Below are 21870 nucleotides of genomic sequence, written 5' to 3'. Positions count from 1 at the left end.
CAGCGGAGCGCTGCGCTGGCTTCATGCCTCTAGGATCCACCCACGATCGCATCACCCTCTGGACAGCTCCCGGCGTCACTTTGGCAGCCGGCCTGTTGGGCAACAGCGCTGCCGTAGCTCTGGCCGTGGGATCCGCCTATCTCTTCAGCGGCCTGATGTTTTCCGGGGATCTGGACACTGACTCTCGCCAGTATCGCCGCTGGCTGTTCCTGCGCTGGATTTGGCTCCCCTACCGCCGCTGCCTGCAACACCGCTCCTTCTGGTCCCACGGGCCGATCGTCGGCACTGCCCTGCGCGTGCTCTACCTGGGCCTGTGGGTGGCGGGGGTGGGCCTGCCGGGGGCTTGGCTGGGATCCCGCCTGGGCTGGTGGCAGTGGCGGCCCTGGGCCTGGCGCAACCACCTCTGGCAAGGGTTGCATGCGCACGCAGAGACGCTGCTTTGGGTGGGCATGGGGCTGGAGCTGGGTTCGCTGAACCACAGCCTCAGCGATTGCCTGGTCTCCCGCTGGCGACGTTGGCGCAGACGCCGTCGAAGAAGGGGATCCCCCCTTGCCAGGTATGGGCAAAAGTTAGGCTAGCCAGAGCCGTCTAAGAGACAACCCCGCTGGCCAGGGATCCCGGCAGCAGCTTGTGGCCCGATCCGGTAAGCTGAGTGGGGCAGAAGCCCTTTCTTCTGAGATCTGTGCATCCGGGTCGTAGCTATCGCCGCCTTTTTCCCTTCATTCGGCCCCACCTGTGGATGTTGCTGCTGGGGCTGGCCTGTACCCTTGGCTTTGTCCTCACTATGCCTGCCCTCGCCTACTTGATCGAGTGGGTGGCCCGCTCCATCGGCGCGGGGGATCTGGGGCAACTGCGGATCTTGGCCTTGATCGGGGTGGTGTTTTTTCTGGTGCGCGGCGCCTTCCAGTACGGCCAGGACACCCTTATGGCCAAGGCCTCTTTGCAAATGGTATTGGAATTGCGGCAACGGCTCTACGCCCATTTGCAGGGGTTGGATGTGGACTACTTTTCCGGCAGCCGCACCGGCGACCTGGTCTACCGCCTCACCGGCGATCTGGATCGGGTGGGCGAAGTGGTGCAGCGCTTTTTCCACCGCTTCATCCCCAGCGTGCTCACCATCTTGGCGGTAGTGGCCTACCTGTTCTACCTCAACGGCATCCTCACCTTGACCACCCTGGTGATTGCCCCCCTGATGGGCGCCTTGATCAGTTGGTTTGGGGAGCGGCTGCTGCTGCGCTCCCGCCTTAACCAGGAGAGCATGGCCGACCTGTCCTCCCTTCTGACGGAAGCCTTTGCCGGCATCAGCCTCACCCGCGCCTTTGCTGCCGAGGACTACGAGATCCGCCGCTTCAGCGCCATGGCCGAGAACAACCGCCTGGCCCGCTTCCAAACCGAACAGGTTAAAGCTATCCAAGACCCGGTGGTGGGCTTTCTGTACGCCATGAGCGTGTTGGGGGTGTTTTGGGTGGGGGGCTGGCAGATTAGCAAGGGCAACCTGACCGGCAGCCAGTTTCTTGGCTTTATTGCCGGGGTCGCCATGCTGATCGACCCCATTGTCCACATCACCAACAACTACAGCGAGCTGAAACAGGGGGAAGCCTCGGTGGAGCGGATCTTCGAGCTCTTGGATACCCGCTCCCGCGTGCGGGAGCTGCCCGGCGCCCGCCCCATGCCGCCCATTGAAGGCTGGGTGGAGTTCGAGCAGGTTTCCTTTGCCTACAAACCAGATCAGCCGGTGCTCAAACAGATCAGCTTCCAGGTGGCCCCCGGCGAGATTGTCGCCCTGGTGGGATCCTCCGGCGCCGGCAAATCCACCCTGGTCAACCTGATCCCGCGCTTCTACGATCCCCAGGAAGGCTGCATCCGCATCGACGGCATCGACATCCGCACCGTCACCCTCAAGAGCTTGCGCCGCCAGATCGGCATCGTGCCCCAGGAGATTACCCTGTTTTCCGGCACCATCGCCAGCAACATCGCCTACGGCCAAGAGGACTTTGACCTGGAAGCAGTGCGGCAGGCGGCCCGCGTGGCCAACATCGACAGTTTCATCGAGAGCCTGCCCGATGGCTACGCCACCCGTGTTGGAGAACGCGGAGTTACCCTCTCCGGCGGCCAGCGGCAGCGGTTGGCCATTGCCCGCGCCGTGTTGCTCAACCCCAAGATCTTGATCCTGGACGAGGCCACCTCTGCTTTGGATAACGAGTCTGAGGCCTTGGTGCAGGAAGCTCTGCAGCGGTTGATGCAGCGCTGCACGGTTTTTGTGATCGCCCACCGCCTTTCTACGGTGCGCAGCGCCCATCGCATTTTCGTCCTCGAGCAGGGGCAACTGTTGGAGGAGGGCAATCATCGCGAGTTGCTGAGCAAGGGGGGGCGCTACGCCCAGTTCCACTGGCGCCAGTTCCAGTAGCTTCTACAGCCCCCACGCTTGCCGGAAGGGGCGATAGAACGCCGGATCTGGGGGGGCGCCCCCCGCAACTCCACAGATGGCCGCCGCAAACTCCACCGCCCGTTGCAGCAACACCGCCTCCGGCCATCCTTGCAGCAGGCCCAGGATGGCCACCGCGCTAAACCCATCCCCTGCCCCCACCGTATCCACCAGCCGCGGCACCGGCACCGGCTCCCCCCGATACACCCCCCTACCGGTGAACAGGAATGCACCTGCCGCCCCCAGCGTTAGGAACAAGCCCCTCAGGTTCAACCGCGCCCGCAAGGCCTGCCCCTGTTCCTCCACCTTGCCGGCGGGGATGCTTTCTAACTGCACCACCTGCTCCAGCTCCTCTTGGTTCAGCTTCAGCCAAGCGCAGGTGCGCAGCATTTCCCGGACGGGGCCTGGGCGCCACCAGGGATCCCGCAGATTGAGGTCCAAAAACACCGGACAGCCCAAAGTGGGAAGGGTCTCCTGAAAATGGCGATGGGCTGCTTCTCGACGCGCCGCCAAGCTGCCCCGGTAGATCAGGCTGGGGCGGAGGGCTTGCAGAGCTGCCCTGTCCAACTGGATGTAGTCGTAGGCTTGGTCGGGCAAGATGGCGAAGGTCGGAATCCCCTCCCCATCCAGCGTGACCCGGACTTGGCCGGTGGGGTGAAGCGGATCCCGCTGCAGCCCTTCCAGACGCAGCCCCTGCCGCCGCAGCGCCGCCAACAACTGTTCTGCCGCCTCATCTTGGCCGACGCGGCTGAGCAAGACGGGATCGGATCCTAGCCCTTTGAGGTTCCAAGCCACATTCAAAGCCGCACCGCCCAGCACCACCTTGTCTGGGAAACAATCGAAAAGGGTCTCCCCCACAATCAGGGGGAGGCCAGAGGTCACTCCGAGGGAAGCCATCCTGGCCTCTCAGGCAGCAGTCGAGCCGTGCTGCTCCAAAATTTGCCGGTAAGTGTTGCTGCGGAACCAGCGCTCAATTTCCCGAGCTCGCAGCACCGGCAGCGGGTGGGTGCGCCCAATGGTCTGCATCTGCTTCAGCTCAAGCTGCCAGAGATCGTCGTCCAGCTCCTCGTAGGTGCGGGCCTGCTCCAGAAAAGCATCCACATTGAGCTTGGCGGCCAACTGCGGCGAGCCGCCGCACAGCTTCATTAGCACCGAGATCACCGTTCTTGCGTCCTGGGTAACCAGCAGCGCCGCCCGGTCGCAGGTAAACTCGGCACAGCGCAGCCAGTGCAGCAGTTGATCTTGCAGCGCTTGATAGAAGAGCCCACCGAAGGGGAGCAAACTGGTCGAGAGCATGAGAAGGTTGGCCATCGTCAAGTAGACGCCGTGGTTGCACTTGAGGTGGCCCAGCTCGTGGGCGATCACGGCTTGAATTTCCGGCGGCTCCAGCAAGTCCAGCAGGGAGCTGTGCAGGACGATAAAGGGCTTTTTCCCCTGCATGGCAAAAGTGTAAGCGTTGGGCACGGGATTTTGGCGCACGTAGAGCTGGGGCACTTCCAGATCTAGAATGCGACAGGCCTGCACCAGAAGCTGGTGAATTTCCGGCAACTGGTGCTCGTTGATTTGAATGCTCGAGGCGATGTTATCCAGATAAAAGATCTCCCCTGCCGTCGAGCCGAGCAAATTCTGAATCAGCAGGCCCAGCCCCGGCACCTGCTGCAGAGAGCGGGTTGCCTGCAGATCCACAGGATGGCGAAAATGGTCAGCCCGCAGGCCCAACAGGATGCGGGGCTGGCGGGGAAGGGTTGGCGTGGATGGTGTAGAGGACATAGGAGGCCGTAGAAAAACGCTTAGGGTCGCAACTCGTAGGGCACAAACTGAGGCAGGCGGTTTAACAAAAATAGCCGCTCCGGCGGGGGATCCGGCAGCACCGGCTGATAGGAAAACCCCAGGGGATCCTCCCCAAAAGGGATCTGCCAATAAACGACATGATTCCCGATGCACGGTCCACCGGTAACCAGCCGCCCATTATCGGCGATAGAGCCGCTGCTGGCTCTCCGCCGAGTCTAGGGTCTTCTGTAGCCGTCGCGCCAAATCCGCCGGTTGAGAAGTGGCGTAGGCCTCTGCATCCACCGGCGTCACTGTCGACGGCAGTTGCCCATTGAGAAGAGTATGGGCTGGCAGAGGAGCCACCAAGGGATCCGGAGTGGGAGGAGCAGGGATCTCCAAACCGACCTGGGGCTGGGAGCTGCTGGCCTGCAGCAAAATCTCCTCCAGACGTTGCTGCACCAGACGCAGATGGGCAGAGGCAGCGGGAGTGGGCAGGGTGAAAACCGGTTCGTCCCCCACCCGCAACTCCCCTTGGGCAAAGCTCAGGTCGCTCCCAGAAGTGCCGCTCAAGAGAAAAATCGTTGCCCATCTCGCCGCCGCCTGGTTTAGCATCGTTGCTTGCCCTTTGGCGCTCTTGTGCCCCTGAACACCTATCTAGGGTTTTGCCGATCTTTATGCGGGACCTCCCGATCTTAGCCGCTACCCTGGAAACATCCCTTCTGGTCATGGGCTGAGCCACCTTGTCGTCGTTTTGAGGTCGTCATGCGGATCCCGACTTCCACCTATCGCATTCAGTTTCACGCTGGATTTGACTTCGAGGCAGCGCGGCAAATTGTCCCCTACCTGAAGTTGCTGGGCATCAGCGATCTATATGCTTCCCCCATCTTTCAGGCCCGCAAGGGCAGCACCCATGGCTACGACGTCGTGGATCCCAGGCAGATCAACGTGGAGTTAGGGGGGAGTGAAAAGTTTGAACTCTTGTGGGAAACCCTCAACCAGCAGGGAATCGGCTGGATCCAAGACATCGTGCCCAACCACATGGCCTACGACGGCCAAAACCAAATGCTGATGGATGTTTTGGAAAGCGGGCCTAACTCAGACTTTATCGACTACTTTGACGTGAATTGGGATCACTCCTATCTGGGGATCAAGGGCAGAATCCTTGCTCCCTTCCTGGGCGACTTCTACAACAAGTGCCTGGAGTCAGGCCAGATTCAGCTACGCTATGATGCCGACGGCCTGAGCATTAACTACTACAACTTAAGATTTCCTCTCAATATTGACACCTATGCCGATGTTTTTACCTATAACCTGGGCAAGTTGCGGCGGAAACTAGGGCGCAGCCACCCCGACTATGTCAAACTACTCGGGATCCTCTTCAGCCTCAAGTTTATTCCTAGCAAAGAGGATCTCCTAGAGCGCACGGATCAAATTAGCTTTGCCAAGCACTCCCTCTGGGAGCTCTACACCTCTAGCCCGCATATTCAAAGCTTCTTTGACGAGAACATCGCCATCTTCAACGGCAAGCCCGGGGATCCCTCCAGCTTTGACTTGTTGGACAGCCTTTTGGCACGGCAAAACTTTCGCCTCTCCTTTTGGAAGGTGGGTGCTGAGGAGATTAATTATCGTCGTTTTTTTACCATCAACGATCTGATCTCGCTGCGGATGGAAGATCGCGAAGTATTTCGCAAAACGCATCAGCTCATTCTCAAGCTCGCAGAACAGGGGCGCTTCACAGGTTTACGCATCGACCACATCGATGGCCTATTTAACCCAGAGGAGTATCTCCATCGTCTGCGAGAACGCTGTCCAGATCTCTACATTGTGGTAGAAAAAATACTAGAAGCTAATGAGAAGCTACCTCAGCAATGGCCAGTTCAAGGCACAACGGGTTACGACTTTTTAGCTAAGCTTAATGGCATCTTTTGCCAATCGGAGAATGCAGAAGCCTTCAGTGCTCTTTATCAAGATTTCACCAACCTGCAACAGTCACCAGAACAGGTTATCGAAGATAAAAAACGGCTGATTATCGAGCGCAACCTGGCAGGGGACATGGACAACCTTGCTTTTTTGCTCAAGCAGATTACCAGCCATCACCGCTATGCCAATGACTTCACCCTCTACAGCTTGCGCCGAGCCTTGGCAGAGGTTTTGGTGTGTTTCCCAGTTTACCGAGTCTACATCCACGAAGGGATCCTCAGCTCAGAAGGTCAACAGGCCGTCCGCCAAGCTGTAGAGAAAGCTAAGGAGAACCTGCCCATTTTGGTTAACGAGCTGAATTTCCTGCAGCGCTTTCTCTGCCTTGAGTTCCCCGAAAACGTCTCAGAGGAAGAGAAAAACGAGCAAATCTACTTTGCCATGCGGCTGCAACAGTTGGCTGGCCCTCTCATGGCCAAAGGGGTAGAGGATACGGCCTTCTACGTTTACAACAGGCTGCTATCCCTGAACGAAGTAGGTGGGGATCTATATCGTTTTGGCATTTCTGTCCAAGAGTTCCATCGCTTTAACCAAGAACGAGCAGCCCAGTGGCCCTTCTCAATGAATGCTTCCTCCACCCATGACACCAAACGCGGCGAGGATGTGCGGGCCCGCCTGAATGTGCTCTCGGAACTCCCCGCTGAATGGGAGAAGCACATTAAACTCTGGCATGAGTTGAATCTTGGCTACAAAGTTCGCAGCAAGCAAGCGAAGCGTTCGGAGCTGCCCGATCGCAACGACGAGTATTTTCTTTATCAGACTTTGATCGGCTCCTATCCTTTTCAACCAGAGGAAGTTCCTACCTTTATCCAGCGAGTTAAAGACTACGCCATTAAAGCAGTTCGGGAAGCTAAGGTTCATACTGCTTGGCTTCGCCCCGATACCGAATACGAAGAAGCTACCCTTGCTTTCATCGATCAGATCCTGCGGCCCTCAAGCCCCTTCTTGGAGTCTTTCCTGCCCTTTCAGCGCAAAATTGCCCACTTTGGCATCTTTAACTCTCTCTCTCAAACCCTGCTGAAGCTCACCAGCCCTGGGATCCCGGATATCTACCAGGGCACGGAGCTGTGGGATCTCAGCATGGTCGATCCCGACAATCGTCGGCCTGTGGACTTTTCCCGCCGCCTGGCTTACCTCGAAGAAATTCAACGGCGAATCAAGCAGGATCCCCTGCAACTTATCCAAGATCTTCTGCTTCACCGCCACGACGGCCGCATTAAGCTGTTTCTCATCCATCAGGTGCTAAAGGCCCGTCAGGAACAGCCGCAGCTATTTCTGGAAGGCAGTTATATTCCCCTGCAGGTGAGCGGCTCCTATGCCAACCATGTCATTGCTTTTGCCCGTCAGCACGACAAACAAGTCGTCCTGGTGGTGGCGCCCCGCTTCCTAACCTCCCTAATTTACCAGACGCAGGATCCCTTGGGGGACGCTGTTTGGAAAGACACAGAAATTCAGCTGCCGCGCTGGAAGCGGCTGGAGTGGGTCAATGGCCTCACCCAAGAAGGGATCCCTGCCGGCGACACCTTGTCGGTGGGCGCCGTCCTCAAGTCTTTTCCCGTGGCTCTACTGTGGGGGCAATCTCGCTGAGGAACCTAGGGAGCCGCTGCTGCGGCAGGAGTCAGGGCCTGGAAGTTGACAATGCGGGCAAACTCTTGGGGATCGAGGCTGGCCCCTCCCACCAGTACACCGTCAATCTGCGGCTGGGCCATCAGCTCGTCGATGTTGCTGGCTTTGACCGAGCCACCGTAGAGGATGGGCAGGTGGTCGGCGCCCAGATGCTGGCGGATAAGGCCGATGACGCGGTTGGCCTCGGCGGCTGCACAGGTTTTCCCCGTGCCAATGGCCCAGATTGGCTCGTAGGCAATCACGAGGTTGCGCAGATCGATCCCCGGCAAGGCGCGATCCAACTGTCCCACAATCCAAGACTCGGTCAGGCCTTGCTCCCGCTGTTGCAAGCTTTCCCCCACACAGAGGATGGGGGTGAGCCCGTGCCGCTGGGCCGCGGCCAAGCGCCGGTTGACGGTTTCATCGGTTTCGCCAAAGTACTGCCGCCGTTCGCTGTGGCCGACGATAACGTAGCGCACCCCCAGCTCTGCCAGCATGGGGCCGGAGATCTCTCCCGTAAACGCCCCTTGATCCTCCCAGTGCAGGTTCTGGGCTCCCACAGCCATGCCGGATCCCCGCGTTTCTTCTACCACCACGGCCAGGTCTGTGAAGGGCACGCAGAGAATGATCTGCCGCTGCGGCCTCACCCCTGCAGACGAGGCTTGCAGGGCTGGACGAAACTCGCGCAGAAACTGGCGAGCCTCAGCCTGAGTCTTGTGCATTTTCCAGTTGCCGGCAATGAGGATGGGGCGCAAGATGGATCCTCCCTAAGCGACACAACGATGTAGTCAACCGCTGGGATCCCGAGCCTGGGGGATCCCGAGCTTTTTTCGTATGTCACAGTGTATCAGCAAGAGGTTTCAGAAGAGGGCGAGGGAGGTTGTTGACACCGCTCCTCCAAGCTGGCCGCAAGGGCAGCTAGGCAGTCTTGGAGGGGGGATCCCTGCTCTAGGTGCCGGACGGCAACGGCATAGGCTTCGGGGTGGGCTTGCAACAAGGCCCGGCTCTGGCGCAGAAAGCGGTTGATGTAGGCCCTCATTTGAGCCGCAGAGGTCAAGGGCTGGGCTGCTGAGATCCCTGCCAGCAGCTTGGCCAACTGTTGTCTATCCTCCTCATCTCCCACCACTTGGCCATATTGGAGAGACTCCGCGGCAGCCCCTGCCATCCAAAACAGGCTGTAGCGCTCTAGATCTGCCCAGGGGATGCCCCCCTGGGCTTCCCAGGTGCGCATGGGGGCTTGATCCAGCTGCACTCCCCCGTAGCCGGGGATCCCGTGTCGGAAAGCCTGCCAGGGGCCCAGCACGTAGCCGCGCAAGGGGATCCCTAGCAGGTGGGCCACCACAATGTGTCCTGCCTCGTGGCAGATGACCCGCCGCCGATAAGCTGGAGAAGCCCAATCCAGCAGCGCGCCCAGCAACCCCGAGAGCCGCCCCCCAAAGGCCACCTGCTCGACAATCACCAAGCCCACCATCCCAGCCAAAGGCAGAGCCAACCGCGGCCCCAGGGCTGCCGACACCACCAAGGCCGCCACGATCCAAGCTGCGCGGGTGATTCCAGCCTCTGACATAAGGTTTCTATGCCTTCGCCTCCGGTCCTAGCTCGAGCGCCAGCAGCTCGTCGGCCAACTCCAAAAACGCCTCCCGATCCAGATAGGAAACATCTCCCACCCACTCCCCTAGCTTGACCACGTAGACTTCGCTCAAGGTCGGTCGGCGCCGCAGATCGCGGGAATAGGCCTTCACCAGCGCCAGCACCGATTGCTTTTTAACAATTCGCCGGTAGCGGGGATCGTCCCTGGCCCGCACTCGGTAGAGAACTCCTGTTTCATCGCCAATTTCCATCTCAAACTGGCGCTCGCGCACTTCTTCAATATAGAGTTGCCCCTCTTCATCCACCTTTTCCCGCTCTTCCACCACCACCTCGTAGCGGCGGGTGCTCAACACCTGGCCAAAAAAGAGCCCTCCGTAAGGGATCTCGCGAAAGGCTAGCTGCCGGCGGGAGATGGTGTAGAGGGGCCCCCAGAGGAAAGGGTAGAGCAACGAGAGAAACCCCGCCAGAAAGGAGACTGCCCCCAAGAAGGATCCCTCGCCAAAAGCGCGAGACAGCACCAGCAGCGCTACGCCCACCAAAATAGCTGTAATGATCCGGCCTACGCTCTTGAGGGCATCGCTCCAGTAAGCTGCGTACTGGAGCCGCGTCGGCACCAGCGGGATCACCGCCTCGCACTCTTCTGGGGTAAGCTCCAACAACATGCACTGAGATCCTCAAAACAGCCAACTCCGCCCCTTTACCCGCTGAGGGTGGGCCAGACCCCATCTTAGTAGAATGAGGCAGGGAAGCTCTGCTACCCTTGCTGCTCCTTCTAAGTGCTGCCCATGGTGCCCGGATCCCAGTTTGCTTCGACCGTCAGACAGCAGGTGGCCCAGTTGGACGAGGGATCCCGACGGGACAAGGCGTGGCTAGGAGATGCGGTGCTGAGCCTCTTTGCCCGCCAGTGGCTGCTCGGCCCGCCACCCGACTGGCAGGTGCCTTCCCCTCCCGGCTGCGATCTTAGCCGCGCGGAACTCTTCACCTGGCTCACCTCCAACCAATTTTTGTCGGCTCTGCGGGATCCCACCCAGGTGGAGGCAGAAATCGGCCTTATCTACGAAAGAGAAGGCCTCCCGGCAGCCTTTGCCTACATTCAGGAACAGCTCCTGCCTCTGTTTGTTAGACAGGTACACAACCGTGCCAAAACCCTGCGCAGCAAGCGGCGCTAGAGCCTTGAACTCCGGAGCAGCAAGAGGCTTCCCCCTAGCTGGCTCTCCTGGCCAGGATTTTCACCCCCCTCACCCCCTGGGAGAAGGGGCCCTTACTCCCACAGCCGCCGGATGGGAGAGCGGTGCAAAAGGCGGTGGGTTTCGGCCAACAACTCCGGGATCGGCAGGTGCTGCGGACAACGGGGCAGGCAGTCGCCGCACTCGCTGCAGCGGTCGGCAGGCACCCCTGGGAACCAGTGCCCTGCCTGGCCGAACATGTTGTAGCGATATTGGGCAAACTCGGTCATCTCGTGGGCAAGAGCCAAGTTGCGCAGCCGCAGCACCTCTGGGATGTGGATCCCTTCGGGACAGGGCAGGCAGGCGTAGCACTGGGCACAGCGGCTGGAGCCCAGGCGTTCCTGCTCCGCTTGATGCAGCCGCTCCTGTACCTGCAGGCCCTCCGTCCACCAGCGCTCGGGATCCTGCAGGGCCGCCAGGGCCGTCTGCAGCTCGTCGGGATGGGTAATGCCCAGGCTGAGGGTGTGGATGCGGGGATCCGCCAGCAAAAATCGATAGGCAAACTCCAGGGGGCTAAAGGGCGCACAGCTCTCCCGGAGACGCTGGGGCGGGCGATAGAGCATCCCCCCTTTGTCGGCAGGGGAGATGATGAACACCCCCATATCCTGCTGGGCTGCCGCCTCCAGGGCCGCGGCATTGCGCTGCTGGAAAAAGTGGTAGTGCAAATTCACAAAGTCAAACTGGCCCCTCTGGATGGCCTGCAGGATTAGCTCCAGGGATCCATGAGTGGAAAAGCCGATGTAGCGCACCAAGCCCTCCTGCTGCGCCTGCCGCAGCAGCGGCAAGCCCTCCTGCAGCACCCACTCCAGGTGTTCGGGCAGGTTGATGCCGTGGAAGGCAAACTGATCCAAATACTCCACCTGTAGCCGCTGCAGGGATCCCTCCAGCCGTTCCCGCAGCCTCTCGCCAGGCGTGAGCTTGGTGGTCAGGATCAAGCGCTGCCGCGGCACCGCCAGCTTCTGCAGGATCTCCCCCAAGAGCACCTCGGCCTGGCCATAGGCCTGCGCCGTTTCGATGTGGTTGATCCCTGCTTCTAGCGCCGCTGCCACCGTGGCCTGGGCCTGCTCCGGCGGCACATGGACTAGGCGCATGCTGCCCAGGGAGAAAGCCGACATAAGCTGCTGTGTGCGCCCAAAGCGGCGGTAGAGCATCTTCCTCGGCTACCCCAAGGCCTCCCTGAAAAACGCCACCGCCTCCGCCAGCACCTCCAGGAAGCGATCCACCTCGGCCAAGGTGTTGTAGAGGTAAACGCTGGCCCGCGCCGTCGATTGCACCTGCAAGTGGCGATGCAGCGGCTGGGTGCAGTGGTGGCCGGCCCGGATGGCGATCCCCTGCTCATCCAGCAGGGTGGACAGGTCGTGGGGGTGGATGCCCTCCGCCGAAAAGCTGACCAGCCCCGCCCGCCGCGTCGGGTCCTTGGGGCCATAGATTGTAATGCCTGGAATGCGCTGAAGCCCTTCTAGGAGGCGAGCGGTTAACTTTTGCTCATGGGCATGCACGCGCTCCAGACCGATCTGGCTTAGGTAATCGACGGCTGCCCCCAGACCCACCGCTTGCGCAATGGCCGGCGTGCCCGCCTCAAACTTGTGGGGGATATCGGCGTAGGTGGCGTGATCCCAGTACACCTCGGCAATCATCTCGCCCCCGCCCAAAAAGGGCGGCATGGCCCGCAGCAGCTCCCGCTTGCCGTAGAGCACCCCGATCCCCGTGGGGCCGCCCATCTTGTGCCCAGAAAAGGCCAGCCAATCGCAGTCTAGGGCCTGCACATCCACCGGCATGTGGGGCACGCTCTGACAGGCATCCAGCAACACCTTGGCCCCACAGCGATGGGCTAACTCAACCACCTCCCGGACAGGGTTGATGGATCCCAGCATGTTGGAGACGTGAGTTACAGCCACTAGGCGGGTGCGGTCGCCCAGCAAAGAGCGGTAGTGCTCCAAATCCAGCTCGCCCTCGGGCGTGATCTGGATAAACTTGAGGCAGGCCCCCGTCTTTTGAGCCACGAATTGCCAGGGGATCAAGTTGCTGTGGTGCTCCATCACCGACAGAATAATCTCATCCCCCCGCTCTAGGGTGCTCATGCCCCAACTGTAGGCCACCAGGTTAATGGCCTCGCTGGCGTTGCGGGTGTAGATGATCTCTTGCGGGGAAGGCGCGTTGATAAAGCGGGCAATCTTCTCCCGCGCCCCCTCGTAGGCCTCCGTGGCTTCGTTGCCCAAGGTATGCACTCCCCGGTGCACGTTGGCGTTGCTGTGCCGATAGTAGAAATCCATTGCCTGCAAAACCGCCAGCGGCTTCTGGGAAGTGGCCGCATTGTCAAAATAGATGAGCGGCTGGCCGTTGACTTGGCGCTGCAAAATTGGAAAATCCGACCGCACCTGGGCAGCTAAGTCGGCAGCAGCGTCAAAAGCCTGGTCCAGCTTGGGGGAAGAAAGAGAGGATACCGCCATAGTCTGCGCAGAAGCCTACCTCCCTCAGTATGGCATCGCTCTGGGCACCCCTCGGCAAACTCCTTCCCTCTCGCCAGGGATCCCTACCTCCCCTCGCCAGTCGGAAAAGTTGTCAAGAACTGTAATTTTATGTTAAGTTTGTTTACGTACAGTTATGAGGCATTACCTATGCAATCCTCTCCTAGGATCCCTTCTCGCCTGGACTCCGCTTCTGTGGCCCAATACTACGACACCACCAACGACTGGATCCCGGGCTGGACGGAGCAGGCGGAGCGTTGGAATGGCCGCCTGGCTATGGTGGGTTTGGTGATCAGCGTTGCCACAGAGGCGCTGGTGGGTCACAGTGTTTTTGCCACCACTCTCGCTCAGTGGCTGGGACTGCGATAGTTGAGAACATCTGAGTTTTACGCAAGCATCAGGTCGGGCGTTCTGTCTGGGGGCTGCCCGATCGGCTCGCTACCCAGGCTATTGACTGTTTCACTGAACCCAACAGGCCGATGATCCTCGACAACCCTTTCTTTCCTTACATTGCCGTTATGGTGAGCGGGCTGGTGGCTGCTGTTGCCCTCGGTTCGATGGCTTTCTTCAACTCCAAGCGTCCTGCGGGCTGGGAGGGTGCTGCTCGTCCGCGATACGTGCCTCAGTATGGGCAAGAGGGCGAGGCTCCGCCCGAGTGGGAAATTGGGTGGACGGAAAAGGCCGAGCGCTGGAACGGGCGATTGGCCATGCTGGGGTTTGCCATTAGCATTGCGGTGGAAGCCCTGGTAGGTCACAGCGTGCTGGCCTCCGTCCTGGGGCTGCGCTGAGCTGGCTTCGACAGTGGATAGGCGGATCTGGCTAGCTTTCTTGGGCCGATTTGTCGGGATATCCCGAGAAGCCTAGGTTCTCGTCTGTCAAGCGCTGGGTTGGGGTCTTCGCTTCCCTGCATTTGAACGCGAGACAGTATCCGTCTCCCCAAGATTGCCAACAACGAAATCGAGATTCTACCCCAGCGCTCCGCTTTTCTTTAATTTGAGGATCTGGGCCACCACCCCTAAGGTCTCTTCGTAAAGATAGTCGGGGCCAGGCCGCTGCAACTCGGCAGCTAGCAGCGTTTCCAAGGACTCCTGCTCCAGGGGAGCCACCTGGCGAACCACGCACCTCTGGGCACCTCCCATGGCTTCCATGCGCATGCACCCTGTGGTTTCTGAACAGAGCACGGTGCAGGCGTCGGCTTCCTGGTTGCTGGAGGTGAGGCGCAAGCCGATGAGATCTCCCGCCTGGCTCATCTCCGAGACCAGGGGCACGGCAGCCAATTCTGCCCTCACCTCGCCTCCCGCTTGGGTTTGGAAGCGGATGCGGTCGATCTCGTAGTCGTGTTCCCAAGTCTGGGCCCGCTCGGTGGGCGTCCACCCCAGCCGGCTGGCCAGCCAGCCCAAGAAAAGGAGGGCCTGGCAGGGGTTGCCAGCTCTGTAGTCAATGGTTACTTGATCTATCCAGGACAGAGACTCTCGCCGATCTGGGGGGTCGAAGGCTTGGGCGGTGAGTTCCTGCCAGGGCAGCAGCCGTCGCCAGTTGAGATCCCCGCAGTGGTGCCCCTCGCTGATGAGGAGATGAATTTCCTGCAGGTCTTCTTCTGGGTTGACAAAGCCCCGCGAGTCGACGATGACGCGGTTGCTCAGGGCTACCAGCTTTTGAAACAACAAGCTATTCAAGTCTAAGTTCCCTTGCCACCACAGGAACGTGGGCAGGTTGGGGATCAACAGCGAGGCGACAGTGCTGCAAGCGCGCACAAAAGCCGATTCCGGCGCTTTCAGGGTGATGTACTCACAACACACCAGCGAGCTGCGCTGCTCGCGGGTCACCGGGCAATAGGCCGCCACCTGGGCCTCGATGGCGTCGTCTGTGGCTCCCTCCCGTTTGGCCCTTAGGTCGATGACGCGGCAGGGGTTCTGGGTGGCAATGGCTTCGACGGTGGGGGAAGGCAGCAGCAGGGCATCGTCTAGCGACTCATACACCACCAGGGTAAAGGTGGCAGCCCGGGCGGCAACGCTCTCTCCCTTGGAGGACCAGATCTTGTTCAGCTCCTGCTCAATGTCCTCGATGGAGACATCTTTTGGGGTTTGTAAAGGCAGGACGGCGGCAGGTTGGTCCATAGTCTCCTCCTGCAGTGGGCTTTTGCTTGATTCTAGGCAGACAGACCGGCTGCCCAGGAGGGGTTTAAGGTAAGGTACAGATCTTCAGGTAAACCCTCAGGCCGGGCACGGCTGGATGCTCAGCTCCAAGGGTCGGCCAGGATCCCCCACAAGCACCAGACCGCGGCCATTGGCGTGTAGATGCCGCACAATCCAGTACAGCGTTTCGATGCGCTCCGGGCAGCCCAGTTTTTCTGCCAACTGGGTTAGGGTCAGGGATCCTTTTTGCTCTTGCATCACCTCCAGCACCTGACGCTGGAGCTGCAGGACGGCGCTAGCCGCTTTCTTGCCGGCTTCCACCCCCGGCTGGTGGTAGGCGTTGACCTGGATTAAAGAGGCGTAGAGGCCCACTGCCCGTTCGTAGAGGGCAATCAGGGCCCCCACGGAGCGGGCGTCCACCCGCGGCAGCGTTATGGTGACGGAGTCGCGCCCGTTTTCGTAGAGGGCTTGGCGGGTGCCCTGCAGCAGGCCATCCAGATAGTCGCCGCTGGTTACCTCGGGCTCTACGAAGGGGGAAGGGATCCCGGGCTCGCGATCCTGGAGCACCTCGATGAAGGTGACGAAGAAGTTGTTGAGGCCGTCCCGCAACTGCTGCACGTAGGCGTGCTGATCGGTGGTGCCCTTGTTGCCGTAGACGGTTAGGCCCTGCTCCACGCGGTTGCCCTGCAGGTCGTGGGACTTGCCTAGAGATTCCATCACCAACTGCTGCAGGTAGCGGCTAAACAGCGCCAGGCGGTCTTTGTAGGGTAAAACCACCATATCCTTGCGCCCTCGCCCCTCGCCGACGATGTACCAGGCCATGGCCAAGAGGGCGGCAGGATTGCGCTCCAGATGGGGTACGCGGGTGGCTTTGTCCATGGTGGCAGCTCCGGCCAGCAAAGCCCGGATGTCGATCCCCTGCAACGCTGCCGGCAGCAGGCCCACCGCGGAAGTTTCCGAGGTGCGCCCCCCCACCCAGTCGAAGATGGGAAAAACGGCTAGCCACCCCTCCTGCCGCGCCTGCTGCTCCAATTGGCTGCCGGGGCCGGTGATGGCCACTGCATGGGCAGAAAAGGGGATCCCTGCCTTCCGGTAAGCCAGCTCCACTTCCACCAAGGCGTTGCGCGGCTCGGGCGTGTTGCCGGATTTGGAGGTGACAACCACCAGGGTTTGTCCCAGTTTGCCGGCCAGCCGTCCCAGCACCCGGTCAAACCCGTCCGGATCCGTGTTGTCGATGAAGTGAATGTTCAAGGGCGGCTGCAGCGGAGCCAGGGCCTCCGCCACAAATTGTGGCCCCAGAGCCGAGCCGCCAATGCCAATCCAGAGCAGCTCGGTGAAACGCCCTCCCCCACTGGCTGGGATCGTGCCGCAGTGGATCTTCTTGGCAAAGCTCTCCACCTGTTCGAGGCAGTCTTGAATTGCCTGCCGAATTTCGGCGCTAGGAGCCAGCTCCGGCGCCCGCAGCCAGTAGTGGCCCACCTGGCGGCCTTCGTCGGGATTGGCAATGGCCCCGGCTTCTAGGGCCTGCATCTCGGCAAAGGCGCGGGCAAAGGCAGGCCGCAGCGCTTCCACCTGAGCGGAAGTAAAACGGATGCGGCTGATATCAACAAAAATTTCCAGCTCGGGATGGTAGTAGAGCCAATCGCAGTAGCGCTGCCAAAGTTGAAGGCTGTCCATGGGATCCCTTCTGCCAAGGCCGTAACCAGCTTACCAAAAACGCCCTCCAGCTCCTGGACGGGCCAGCGGGTGAAGTCGCCAACAGCGCCCAGATCCGTCGCGCACTTGAAGGGAACGGGTCGGCTTTTGTTCCCCAGATGGCAAGGCTAGAATCCAGAGCAACTGTAGCTTGATCCCGGCCCCTTATGAACTCGGATCGGCAATGGATGGAACGGTGCCTGTCCTTGGCCCGCTCCACACCGCAGCGCCCCTCCCCTAACCCGCGGGTAGCTTGCGTTATTGTCCGGGGGGATCAGGTGGTGGGGGAAGGCGTTCATCCGGGAGCCGGCCAGCCCCATGCCGAGGTGTTGGCTTTGCAACAGGCGGGATCCCTGGCCAAGGGCGCTACCCTCTACGTCAACCTCGAGCCCTGCAACCACTACGGGCGCACCCCTCCCTGTACCGAGGCCATCCTGGCTGCCGGGATCCGGCGGGTGGTGGTGGGAATGCAGGATCCCAATCCCCTGGTGGCCGGCAAAGGGATCCGCCGCCTGCAGGAGGCAGGGGTTGAGGTGACGGTGGGGGTGCTGGAGCAGGAATGTCAGGAGCTCAACGAAGGCTTTGCCTTCGCCATTGTGCAGAAACGGTGTTTTGGCCTGCTCAAATACGCCATGACCCTAGACGGCAAGAGCGCCGCCGCCACCGGCCACAGCCGCTGGATCAGCAATCCGCTGGCGCGAGAGTGGGTTCACCGCCAGCGGGCCTGGCACGATGCAGTCATCGTGGGCTCCGGCACCGTCTGGCACGATAACCCCCACCTTACCTGCCGCCTGCCGGATTTTCACGGATCCCAGCCCCTGCGAGTGGTTCTCAGCCGCTCTCTGAATCTGCCCCCGCTGGCCCACCTGTGGCGAGCGGAGGAGGCGCCAACTTTGGTGATTACCGAGGCCACTGAAGCCCATCCCCTCTGGGGATCCCTGGCCAAGCAAGGGGTGGAGCTGCTGCACCTGGATCAAGTAACCCCGGCTCAAGCGGCGCAGGTTCTCTTTGAGCGAGGCTGTCTGAGTGCCCTCTGGGAATGCGGCGGCACCTTGGCCTGGGCAGCCCTTAAAGATGGGGCCATCCAGAAGGTGGCCGCCTTCATCGCTCCCAAGATCTTGGGCGGGGCCGACGCGCCAACCCCCGTAGCAGGAGAAGGGATCCCGGATGTGAACCAAAGCTGGCAACTGTTGGAGCCGCAACTGCAGACTGTGGGGGATAACTGGTTGATAACCGGGAAGATCCTCCCTTCTGGCGCCGACGACTCCGGTGAATGATTTGTTCTCGATGACTCTCAATTGTCATCCGAGAGAGTTTTAGGTTTTTGAACGAACAAAATCATATCTGCTTAAGGTAAACGAGTATACTGCTCAGAAAGAATGTGGCGTTTCTGAAAAACAGGGATCGAAACTGAGCTAGCCTGTGATAGGCTACTGGTGCCCTCTAGAGCTTGCGGTTCAAAGGAATATAGCCCACAGAAAAAACCTTACCTGAGTAAGGTTTCAGCTCGTGTGACGATACGGGTTTTGCCCAAGCAGGCTGTAACTGCCATTTTGCCAAAAGCCACCCGGATCATTGAGCTCCTCTGGGGTGAGCCTTGAGAAAGCGACAACAAAGGGCTGTCCTTCTTGTCCAGTCTCCTTTCGTTGCCTGCCCGGCGAGCTGATTGAGAACTTTCCCCTCTCATTTCCCAGTACAAATCTTGGTAGGGAGGATCATCATGTTGAACCTTTTTGCCGGCCTGCTCTTTGCCTCGGCTCACCTCAGCCCTTCAGGAAATGTCCTCATTGAAGGAGATGTGGGGGAGTGGGCTTTTGCCGATCGCCAAGTTACTGAGACAGCTACATTGACTGTTCTCATACGGCCCGAGGCGAGCTTGGCCTCTTGGAGAGAAATGCTCTCGGTCATGAACGTTCAGGTACCAAAATTGCCCCGCTTCCTGGCAAACAATATGCGGAATAATCTCCTAGAGTACTGCCCCCAAACAACGTGGGAGTTTCACCGGGAAAGCGAAGAGGATGTCCTCTACGAGTTCCGTAGCGCCGGCTGTCGTGGGCAGGTTGCCGGGATCCAAGAGCATGAAATTGGCCGCATCACCCAAGGCCCAGACGGCCCTGTGCGCATTGCCTACGCCGCCAAGCCAGAGATGACACCCGAAATGCGGAGCCGCTGGCTGAACTTGCTGGGCAGCGAGGTGGGGACGGCTCGGGGCTTTCCCATCCAAAACCTTACCGGGGCCGCCCGAAAGCCTTCTTCCCCAGCTCCAGAGCAGCCGATCGCCCACTGGCTACAGGAAGCAACCGAGGCCCTGAAGCGGCAGGAAGATTTGCTGGCCGAGCTGGATCGCCTCGCTCAGGAAGCGCAAGCCAATGCCCGCGCCTATAGCCAGAAAGCCCCAAACGAGGCGGGGACAAGGGTGATCAGCCTGCACCGAGGTCGGGGAGACGGCAGCCCTGGCGAGGCCACAACCGAGTTTAAGACCACCGACACCTTGATCTGGGCCATCTTGCCGGTGGGCAGCCTCCCTGCCAACGCCCAGGTGGAGATGCTCTGGTACTACGAGGGCGGAGAAGCCGGGAGCGAGCAACTGATCCGCAAGTTTGATTTTCCCTGGGATCCCCTAGCCGACACGGTGCGAGGCTTTCTCAGCTTCAGCCAACCCTACACCGGGCGCTACCGCGTCGAGGTTCATGTCAACGGCGAGAAGATAGGAGTTGGCCGCTTTACAATTCGGTAGCCTTAGCTTGGCTCCCGCTTCCAACTCTTTTCTCTCGGAGGGAGACCGGCCTCTCTCTTAGAAGACTTACAGACAACAATTTTTAACTATAAATCCAGACTTTCCGGCAGGGCAATGTCCATCGCCATCTGCCTGTTTTTCGCGCTGTGAAGACCGTTGTGCTGAGAGCGAAAAGATAGCTCGACATTCTCTAGCGAGTTCTGATCACAGCTCTAGCTTTGAGGTTGTAGATAAAGCTGGTGCGGTACTGCAACAGCAAATTGCGCAGGTAAAGGGGCAAGTTGCGCTGGTAGAGTAGGCGAGTTCTGCGGTAGATCAGTTTGCGGCGACGGTTGATCGCCCGGCTGCGCTGCTGCAAAGGAGCCTGCAGAGAACGCTGAAGTGCCAGGGATCCAGCCGCGCCGGCCAGCCTCCGCCGTACCATACCCCACCTCTCAAGCAGCAGTTAGCTCAAGTGTAAGGGATCCCCCTGCGAGCAGCCGCTGGCGGGTCGATGTATTTTGGTATCCTGCAGACAATTGGCCTGAGGAGCTAGGAGCTGCCCGGAAGCTTTCTCCTTTGCCAGATCTTGCAACAGTTGCCGGCGCTTCCCCCGAAGGGCGACAGGTGTAGGCCGCTTGAACGCCCAGCAATCTTTGCCAGCGGGATCCCTTTGGGGCCTGTAGCTTAGACAAGGCCGGCAAGGCCCCAGGGGGCCGCGCCCGCCGCTACCCCGCCGACAAGTTGCTGGCTGCAGAAGACAGAGAACTCTTTACGCTTTAACCAGGTTTTGTCAATAGCAGTTGAGCGACAGGTTCGTTACAATAGATTACAGCTTAGATTACGATATGTTGATTATCCTTGCCATTGTGATCCTACTGGGGTTCTGGGCGCTGCGCTTAATGGAACAGGCGTTTCAGCGGCAGGAGTTCTCGCGCATGTTGGCGGGAACGCTGGTGGCCGTAGCTGCCGGTGGTGTTTTAACCTGTTACTTCCTGATGAGCGATATTCTACAGATGCTGTTTCCTCTGCAGGCTCAGTCTCCCCACTCACAGGAGCTCCTCTCCGACCTAAGCTGGCTCGACTAAGCCAGTTGTGCTGCCAGCCAGGCTTGAATACTCCGGATCATTCGTTGGTTAGGAGCCAGTAAGTTTTGATAAAAAAACTGCGCGAAAGCATCGATGGGACTGAACTCCCCCCCGACCCGGAAAGGATAGCTGAAACCCAGCGGGGTTAAGTGATCCCCCTCCAGGCGTTGCCATTCGGTGTAGCCTCCGTACTTGCGGCGAAGCTGTTGATAGAGCAGCGGAATATCGTCAATATCATCCTGCTGAAACTCTACAAGCAGGTTGTTTCTAACCGGATACTGCTCCTCGATAAGGCGATTGGTTTCTGCCGGAGAAGGCTCAAACTCCAACCACAGATTCACTGGCGGTGACGAGGATCCCATCCACATCCGCCACAGAGTGCTCAGTTGCTGTTGCGGCCACGCCTGGGCCAAGGCCTGCAGCACCGGCAGCGCCCGTTCCAGTCCCGCATTGCTGTAGGCCAAGAAAATATTGCCGCGCCGCTGGGATCCCAAAGAAGGAAGGGCTAGGCAGGAGAGGATCTGCAGCTTACCGCCAAGGCTGTGGCCCAAGCCAAAGAGGGGCAACCCCATCAAACCTTTGCTCTGCAGGCTTCTATGCAAAGATTGCGCTGCTTTAAAAGCCAGTTGCGCGTGATCGATATCGGTGGTGTAGGGGGTAGCCACAACGGCCATGCCCATACGGGCCAATTCTTCCAGCAGGCGGCTGTAGAAAAATTGTGGGGCGGATCCCACAAAAGCTCCGCCCAGAAAGTGGATCACGGCACGGGGTTGGGGAGGCAGAAGAAACCAAGTCTGTCCATCCGTTTGCCAAGTCAATGTCATGGTGCTACAACCTCACCTGCGATTTGACTGGGATTTCCCACAAAACCCGCTAGCCGACAGGATCCCACTTCATCCTAATGGAGTACCAACAGACTAGTGGATCGCCCCCCGGGATCCTAGACCAAGCAACTCACTCGTGGCGCGACTGGCCCCAAAGTCGCCAAAACTGCAGCAGCTATCGGGTGAACCCATCACTCGCACCCCCTTCGCAAAAGATTGGGAAAGGCGAACCGGACAAGCCTCCCTGGGGAGCTCCCAAGCCTCGGCGAGGCCCCGTGAAAGTACCCTTGGCAGTTTCCCTTAGCATGGGCGGCCCTAGATCTTGGCCAAAATACGTGATCCTCAGGATGG

21 protein-coding genes are annotated in these 21870 nt (G+C 59.8%); 9 read left to right on the top strand and 12 right to left on the bottom strand.

Annotated features, from left to right (window positions below):
• Positions 1-23 precede the first annotated feature (23 nt).
• The gene (locus NW848_RS01865) at positions 24-578 is read left to right on the top strand and encodes a metal-binding protein (RefSeq protein WP_011429312.1); all 555 of its coding nucleotides are present in this window, start codon (positions 24-26) and stop codon (positions 576-578) included.
• A 104-nt stretch (positions 579-682) separates the two neighbouring features.
• Entirely contained in the window at positions 683-2407 is a 1725-nt protein-coding gene (locus NW848_RS01860; RefSeq protein ID WP_011429311.1) for an ABC transporter ATP-binding protein, read from the top strand.
• 3 nt (positions 2408-2410) lie between these two features.
• Here the strand turns inward: NW848_RS01860 and NW848_RS01855 are convergent, their stop codons facing one another.
• The 3 genes from NW848_RS01855 to NW848_RS01845 form a co-directional block, all read right to left on the bottom strand.
• Positions 2411-3307 carry a PfkB family carbohydrate kinase gene (locus NW848_RS01855; protein WP_011429310.1) on the bottom strand — a complete coding sequence of 299 codons (897 nt, stop codon included), beginning with the start codon at positions 3305-3307 and terminating at the stop codon, positions 2411-2413.
• Between the two features lie 24 nt (positions 3308-3331).
• On the bottom strand, positions 3332-4195 hold the full coding sequence (locus NW848_RS01850) for a M48 family metallopeptidase (RefSeq protein ID WP_011429309.1): 864 nt from the start codon (positions 4193-4195) through the stop codon (positions 3332-3334).
• Positions 4196-4393: 198 nt separating this feature from the next.
• A complete protein-coding gene (locus NW848_RS01845) occupies positions 4394-4807 on the bottom strand; it encodes a hypothetical protein (protein ID WP_099812491.1) in 414 nt (137 codons plus the stop codon).
• A 150-nt stretch (positions 4808-4957) separates the two neighbouring features.
• Here NW848_RS01845 and treY point away from each other — a divergent pair, with 150 nt between their 5' ends.
• Complete coding sequence (treY, locus tag NW848_RS01840) at positions 4958-7759, top strand: malto-oligosyltrehalose synthase (protein WP_099812492.1); 2802 nt, start codon at positions 4958-4960, stop codon at positions 7757-7759.
• Between the two features lie 5 nt (positions 7760-7764).
• On the opposite strand, the gene tpiA is transcribed toward treY, so the two are convergent.
• From tpiA to NW848_RS01825, 3 genes are all read right to left on the bottom strand, one after another.
• Positions 7765-8532 (bottom strand): triose-phosphate isomerase, encoded by a 768-nt coding sequence (gene tpiA / locus NW848_RS01835; RefSeq protein WP_011429306.1) that lies wholly within the window; start codon positions 8530-8532, stop codon positions 7765-7767.
• A 92-nt stretch (positions 8533-8624) separates the two neighbouring features.
• A complete protein-coding gene (locus tag NW848_RS01830) occupies positions 8625-9344 on the bottom strand; it encodes a hypothetical protein (RefSeq protein ID WP_099812493.1) in 720 nt (239 codons plus the stop codon).
• A gap of 7 nt (positions 9345-9351) precedes the next feature.
• Entirely contained in the window at positions 9352-10029 is a 678-nt protein-coding gene (locus NW848_RS01825; protein WP_011429302.1) for a hypothetical protein, read from the bottom strand.
• Between the two features lie 123 nt (positions 10030-10152).
• On the opposite strand from NW848_RS01825, the gene NW848_RS01820 reads away from it, so the two are divergent.
• Complete coding sequence (locus NW848_RS01820) at positions 10153-10536, top strand: hypothetical protein (protein WP_011429301.1); 384 nt, start codon at positions 10153-10155, stop codon at positions 10534-10536.
• Between the two features lie 92 nt (positions 10537-10628).
• Here NW848_RS01820 and NW848_RS01815 read toward each other — a convergent pair whose 3' ends face one another.
• Together NW848_RS01815 and NW848_RS01810 are read right to left on the bottom strand one after the other, a co-directional pair.
• Entirely contained in the window at positions 10629-11744 is a 1116-nt protein-coding gene (locus NW848_RS01815) for an aldo/keto reductase (RefSeq protein WP_099812494.1), read from the bottom strand.
• A gap of 9 nt (positions 11745-11753) precedes the next feature.
• On the bottom strand, positions 11754-13043 hold the full coding sequence (locus NW848_RS01810; protein ID WP_011429299.1) for a cysteine desulfurase: 1290 nt from the start codon (positions 13041-13043) through the stop codon (positions 11754-11756).
• Positions 13044-13211: 168 nt separating this feature from the next.
• Here NW848_RS01810 and NW848_RS01805 point away from each other — a divergent pair, with 168 nt between their 5' ends.
• Together NW848_RS01805 and psb35 are read left to right on the top strand one after the other, a co-directional pair.
• Positions 13212-13430, top strand: a complete 219-nt coding sequence (locus NW848_RS01805) for a hypothetical protein (RefSeq protein ID WP_011429298.1) — start codon at positions 13212-13214, stop codon at positions 13428-13430.
• A 110-nt stretch (positions 13431-13540) separates the two neighbouring features.
• Positions 13541-13849 (top strand): photosystem II assembly protein Psb35, encoded by a 309-nt coding sequence (gene psb35, locus NW848_RS01800; RefSeq protein WP_099812496.1) that lies wholly within the window; start codon positions 13541-13543, stop codon positions 13847-13849.
• A gap of 177 nt (positions 13850-14026) precedes the next feature.
• On the opposite strand, the gene NW848_RS01795 is transcribed toward psb35, so the two are convergent.
• Entirely contained in the window at positions 14027-15178 is a 1152-nt protein-coding gene (locus NW848_RS01795; RefSeq protein WP_414390249.1) for a glucose-6-phosphate dehydrogenase assembly protein OpcA, read from the bottom strand.
• A 96-nt stretch (positions 15179-15274) separates the two neighbouring features.
• Entirely contained in the window at positions 15275-16873 is a 1599-nt protein-coding gene (locus tag NW848_RS01790) for a glucose-6-phosphate isomerase (protein ID WP_414510358.1), read from the bottom strand.
• A 185-nt stretch (positions 16874-17058) separates the two neighbouring features.
• Here NW848_RS01790 and ribD point away from each other — a divergent pair, with 185 nt between their 5' ends.
• Positions 17059-18168: a bifunctional diaminohydroxyphosphoribosylaminopyrimidine deaminase/5-amino-6-(5-phosphoribosylamino)uracil reductase RibD gene (ribD, locus tag NW848_RS01785; RefSeq protein WP_099812499.1), complete on the top strand. Its 1110-nt coding sequence runs from the start codon at positions 17059-17061 to the stop codon at positions 18166-18168.
• 443 nt (positions 18169-18611) lie between these two features.
• The gene (locus tag NW848_RS01780) at positions 18612-19628 is read left to right on the top strand and encodes a hypothetical protein (RefSeq protein WP_414402274.1); all 1017 of its coding nucleotides are present in this window, start codon (positions 18612-18614) and stop codon (positions 19626-19628) included.
• Between the two features lie 190 nt (positions 19629-19818).
• Here the strand turns inward: NW848_RS01780 and NW848_RS01775 are convergent, their stop codons facing one another.
• Positions 19819-20052 (bottom strand): hypothetical protein, encoded by a 234-nt coding sequence (locus NW848_RS01775; protein WP_011429292.1) that lies wholly within the window; start codon positions 20050-20052, stop codon positions 19819-19821.
• 403 nt (positions 20053-20455) lie between these two features.
• Here NW848_RS01775 and NW848_RS01770 point away from each other — a divergent pair, with 403 nt between their 5' ends.
• Positions 20456-20695 (top strand): hypothetical protein, encoded by a 240-nt coding sequence (locus NW848_RS01770; RefSeq protein WP_011429291.1) that lies wholly within the window; start codon positions 20456-20458, stop codon positions 20693-20695.
• Here the strand turns inward: NW848_RS01770 and NW848_RS01765 are convergent.
• Entirely contained in the window at positions 20692-21519 is an 828-nt protein-coding gene (locus NW848_RS01765) for a DUF1350 family protein (RefSeq protein WP_011429290.1), read from the bottom strand. The two genes, NW848_RS01770 and NW848_RS01765, sit on opposite strands and share 4 nt — an antisense overlap.
• Positions 21520-21870: the final 351 nt, after the last annotated feature.

Source organism: Synechococcus sp. RC10A2, assembly GCF_047502605.1.
Note: the sequence above shows the minus strand (reverse complement) of the source record. Positions and strands in the feature narration are given on the sequence as shown.

What these genes read in the sequence shown, in the direction of transcription:
- NW848_RS01865 (WP_011429312.1), top strand. Translation starts at nt 24, where the DNA reads ATGCCTCTAGGATCCACCCACGATCGCATCACCCTCTGGACAGCTCCC.
- NW848_RS01850 (WP_011429309.1), bottom strand. Translation starts at nt 4,195, where the DNA reads ATGTCCTCTACACCATCCACGCCAACCCTTCCCCGCCAGCCCCGCATC.
- NW848_RS01845 (WP_099812491.1), bottom strand. Translation starts at nt 4,807, where the DNA reads ATGCTAAACCAGGCGGCGGCGAGATGGGCAACGATTTTTCTCTTGAGC.
- treY (WP_099812492.1), top strand. Translation starts at nt 4,958, where the DNA reads ATGCGGATCCCGACTTCCACCTATCGCATTCAGTTTCACGCTGGATTT.
- NW848_RS01830 (WP_099812493.1), bottom strand. Translation starts at nt 9,344, where the DNA reads ATGTCAGAGGCTGGAATCACCCGCGCAGCTTGGATCGTGGCGGCCTTG.
- NW848_RS01825 (WP_011429302.1), bottom strand. Translation starts at nt 10,029, where the DNA reads ATGTTGTTGGAGCTTACCCCAGAAGAGTGCGAGGCGGTGATCCCGCTG.
- NW848_RS01820 (WP_011429301.1), top strand. Translation starts at nt 10,153, where the DNA reads ATGGTGCCCGGATCCCAGTTTGCTTCGACCGTCAGACAGCAGGTGGCC.
- NW848_RS01815 (WP_099812494.1), bottom strand. Translation starts at nt 11,744, where the DNA reads ATGCTCTACCGCCGCTTTGGGCGCACACAGCAGCTTATGTCGGCTTTC.
- NW848_RS01810 (WP_011429299.1), bottom strand. Translation starts at nt 13,043, where the DNA reads ATGGCGGTATCCTCTCTTTCTTCCCCCAAGCTGGACCAGGCTTTTGAC.
- NW848_RS01805 (WP_011429298.1), top strand. Translation starts at nt 13,212, where the DNA reads ATGCAATCCTCTCCTAGGATCCCTTCTCGCCTGGACTCCGCTTCTGTG.
- psb35 (WP_099812496.1), top strand. Translation starts at nt 13,541, where the DNA reads ATGATCCTCGACAACCCTTTCTTTCCTTACATTGCCGTTATGGTGAGC.
- NW848_RS01795 (WP_414390249.1), bottom strand. Translation starts at nt 15,178, where the DNA reads ATGGACCAACCTGCCGCCGTCCTGCCTTTACAAACCCCAAAAGATGTC.
- NW848_RS01790 (WP_414510358.1), bottom strand. Translation starts at nt 16,873, where the DNA reads ATGGACAGCCTTCAACTTTGGCAGCGCTACTGCGATTGGCTCTACTAC.
- ribD (WP_099812499.1), top strand. Translation starts at nt 17,059, where the DNA reads ATGAACTCGGATCGGCAATGGATGGAACGGTGCCTGTCCTTGGCCCGC.
- NW848_RS01780 (WP_414402274.1), top strand. Translation starts at nt 18,612, where the DNA reads ATGTTGAACCTTTTTGCCGGCCTGCTCTTTGCCTCGGCTCACCTCAGC.
- NW848_RS01775 (WP_011429292.1), bottom strand. Translation starts at nt 20,052, where the DNA reads ATGGTACGGCGGAGGCTGGCCGGCGCGGCTGGATCCCTGGCACTTCAG.
- NW848_RS01770 (WP_011429291.1), top strand. Translation starts at nt 20,456, where the DNA reads ATGTTGATTATCCTTGCCATTGTGATCCTACTGGGGTTCTGGGCGCTG.
- NW848_RS01765 (WP_011429290.1), bottom strand. Translation starts at nt 21,519, where the DNA reads ATGACATTGACTTGGCAAACGGATGGACAGACTTGGTTTCTTCTGCCT.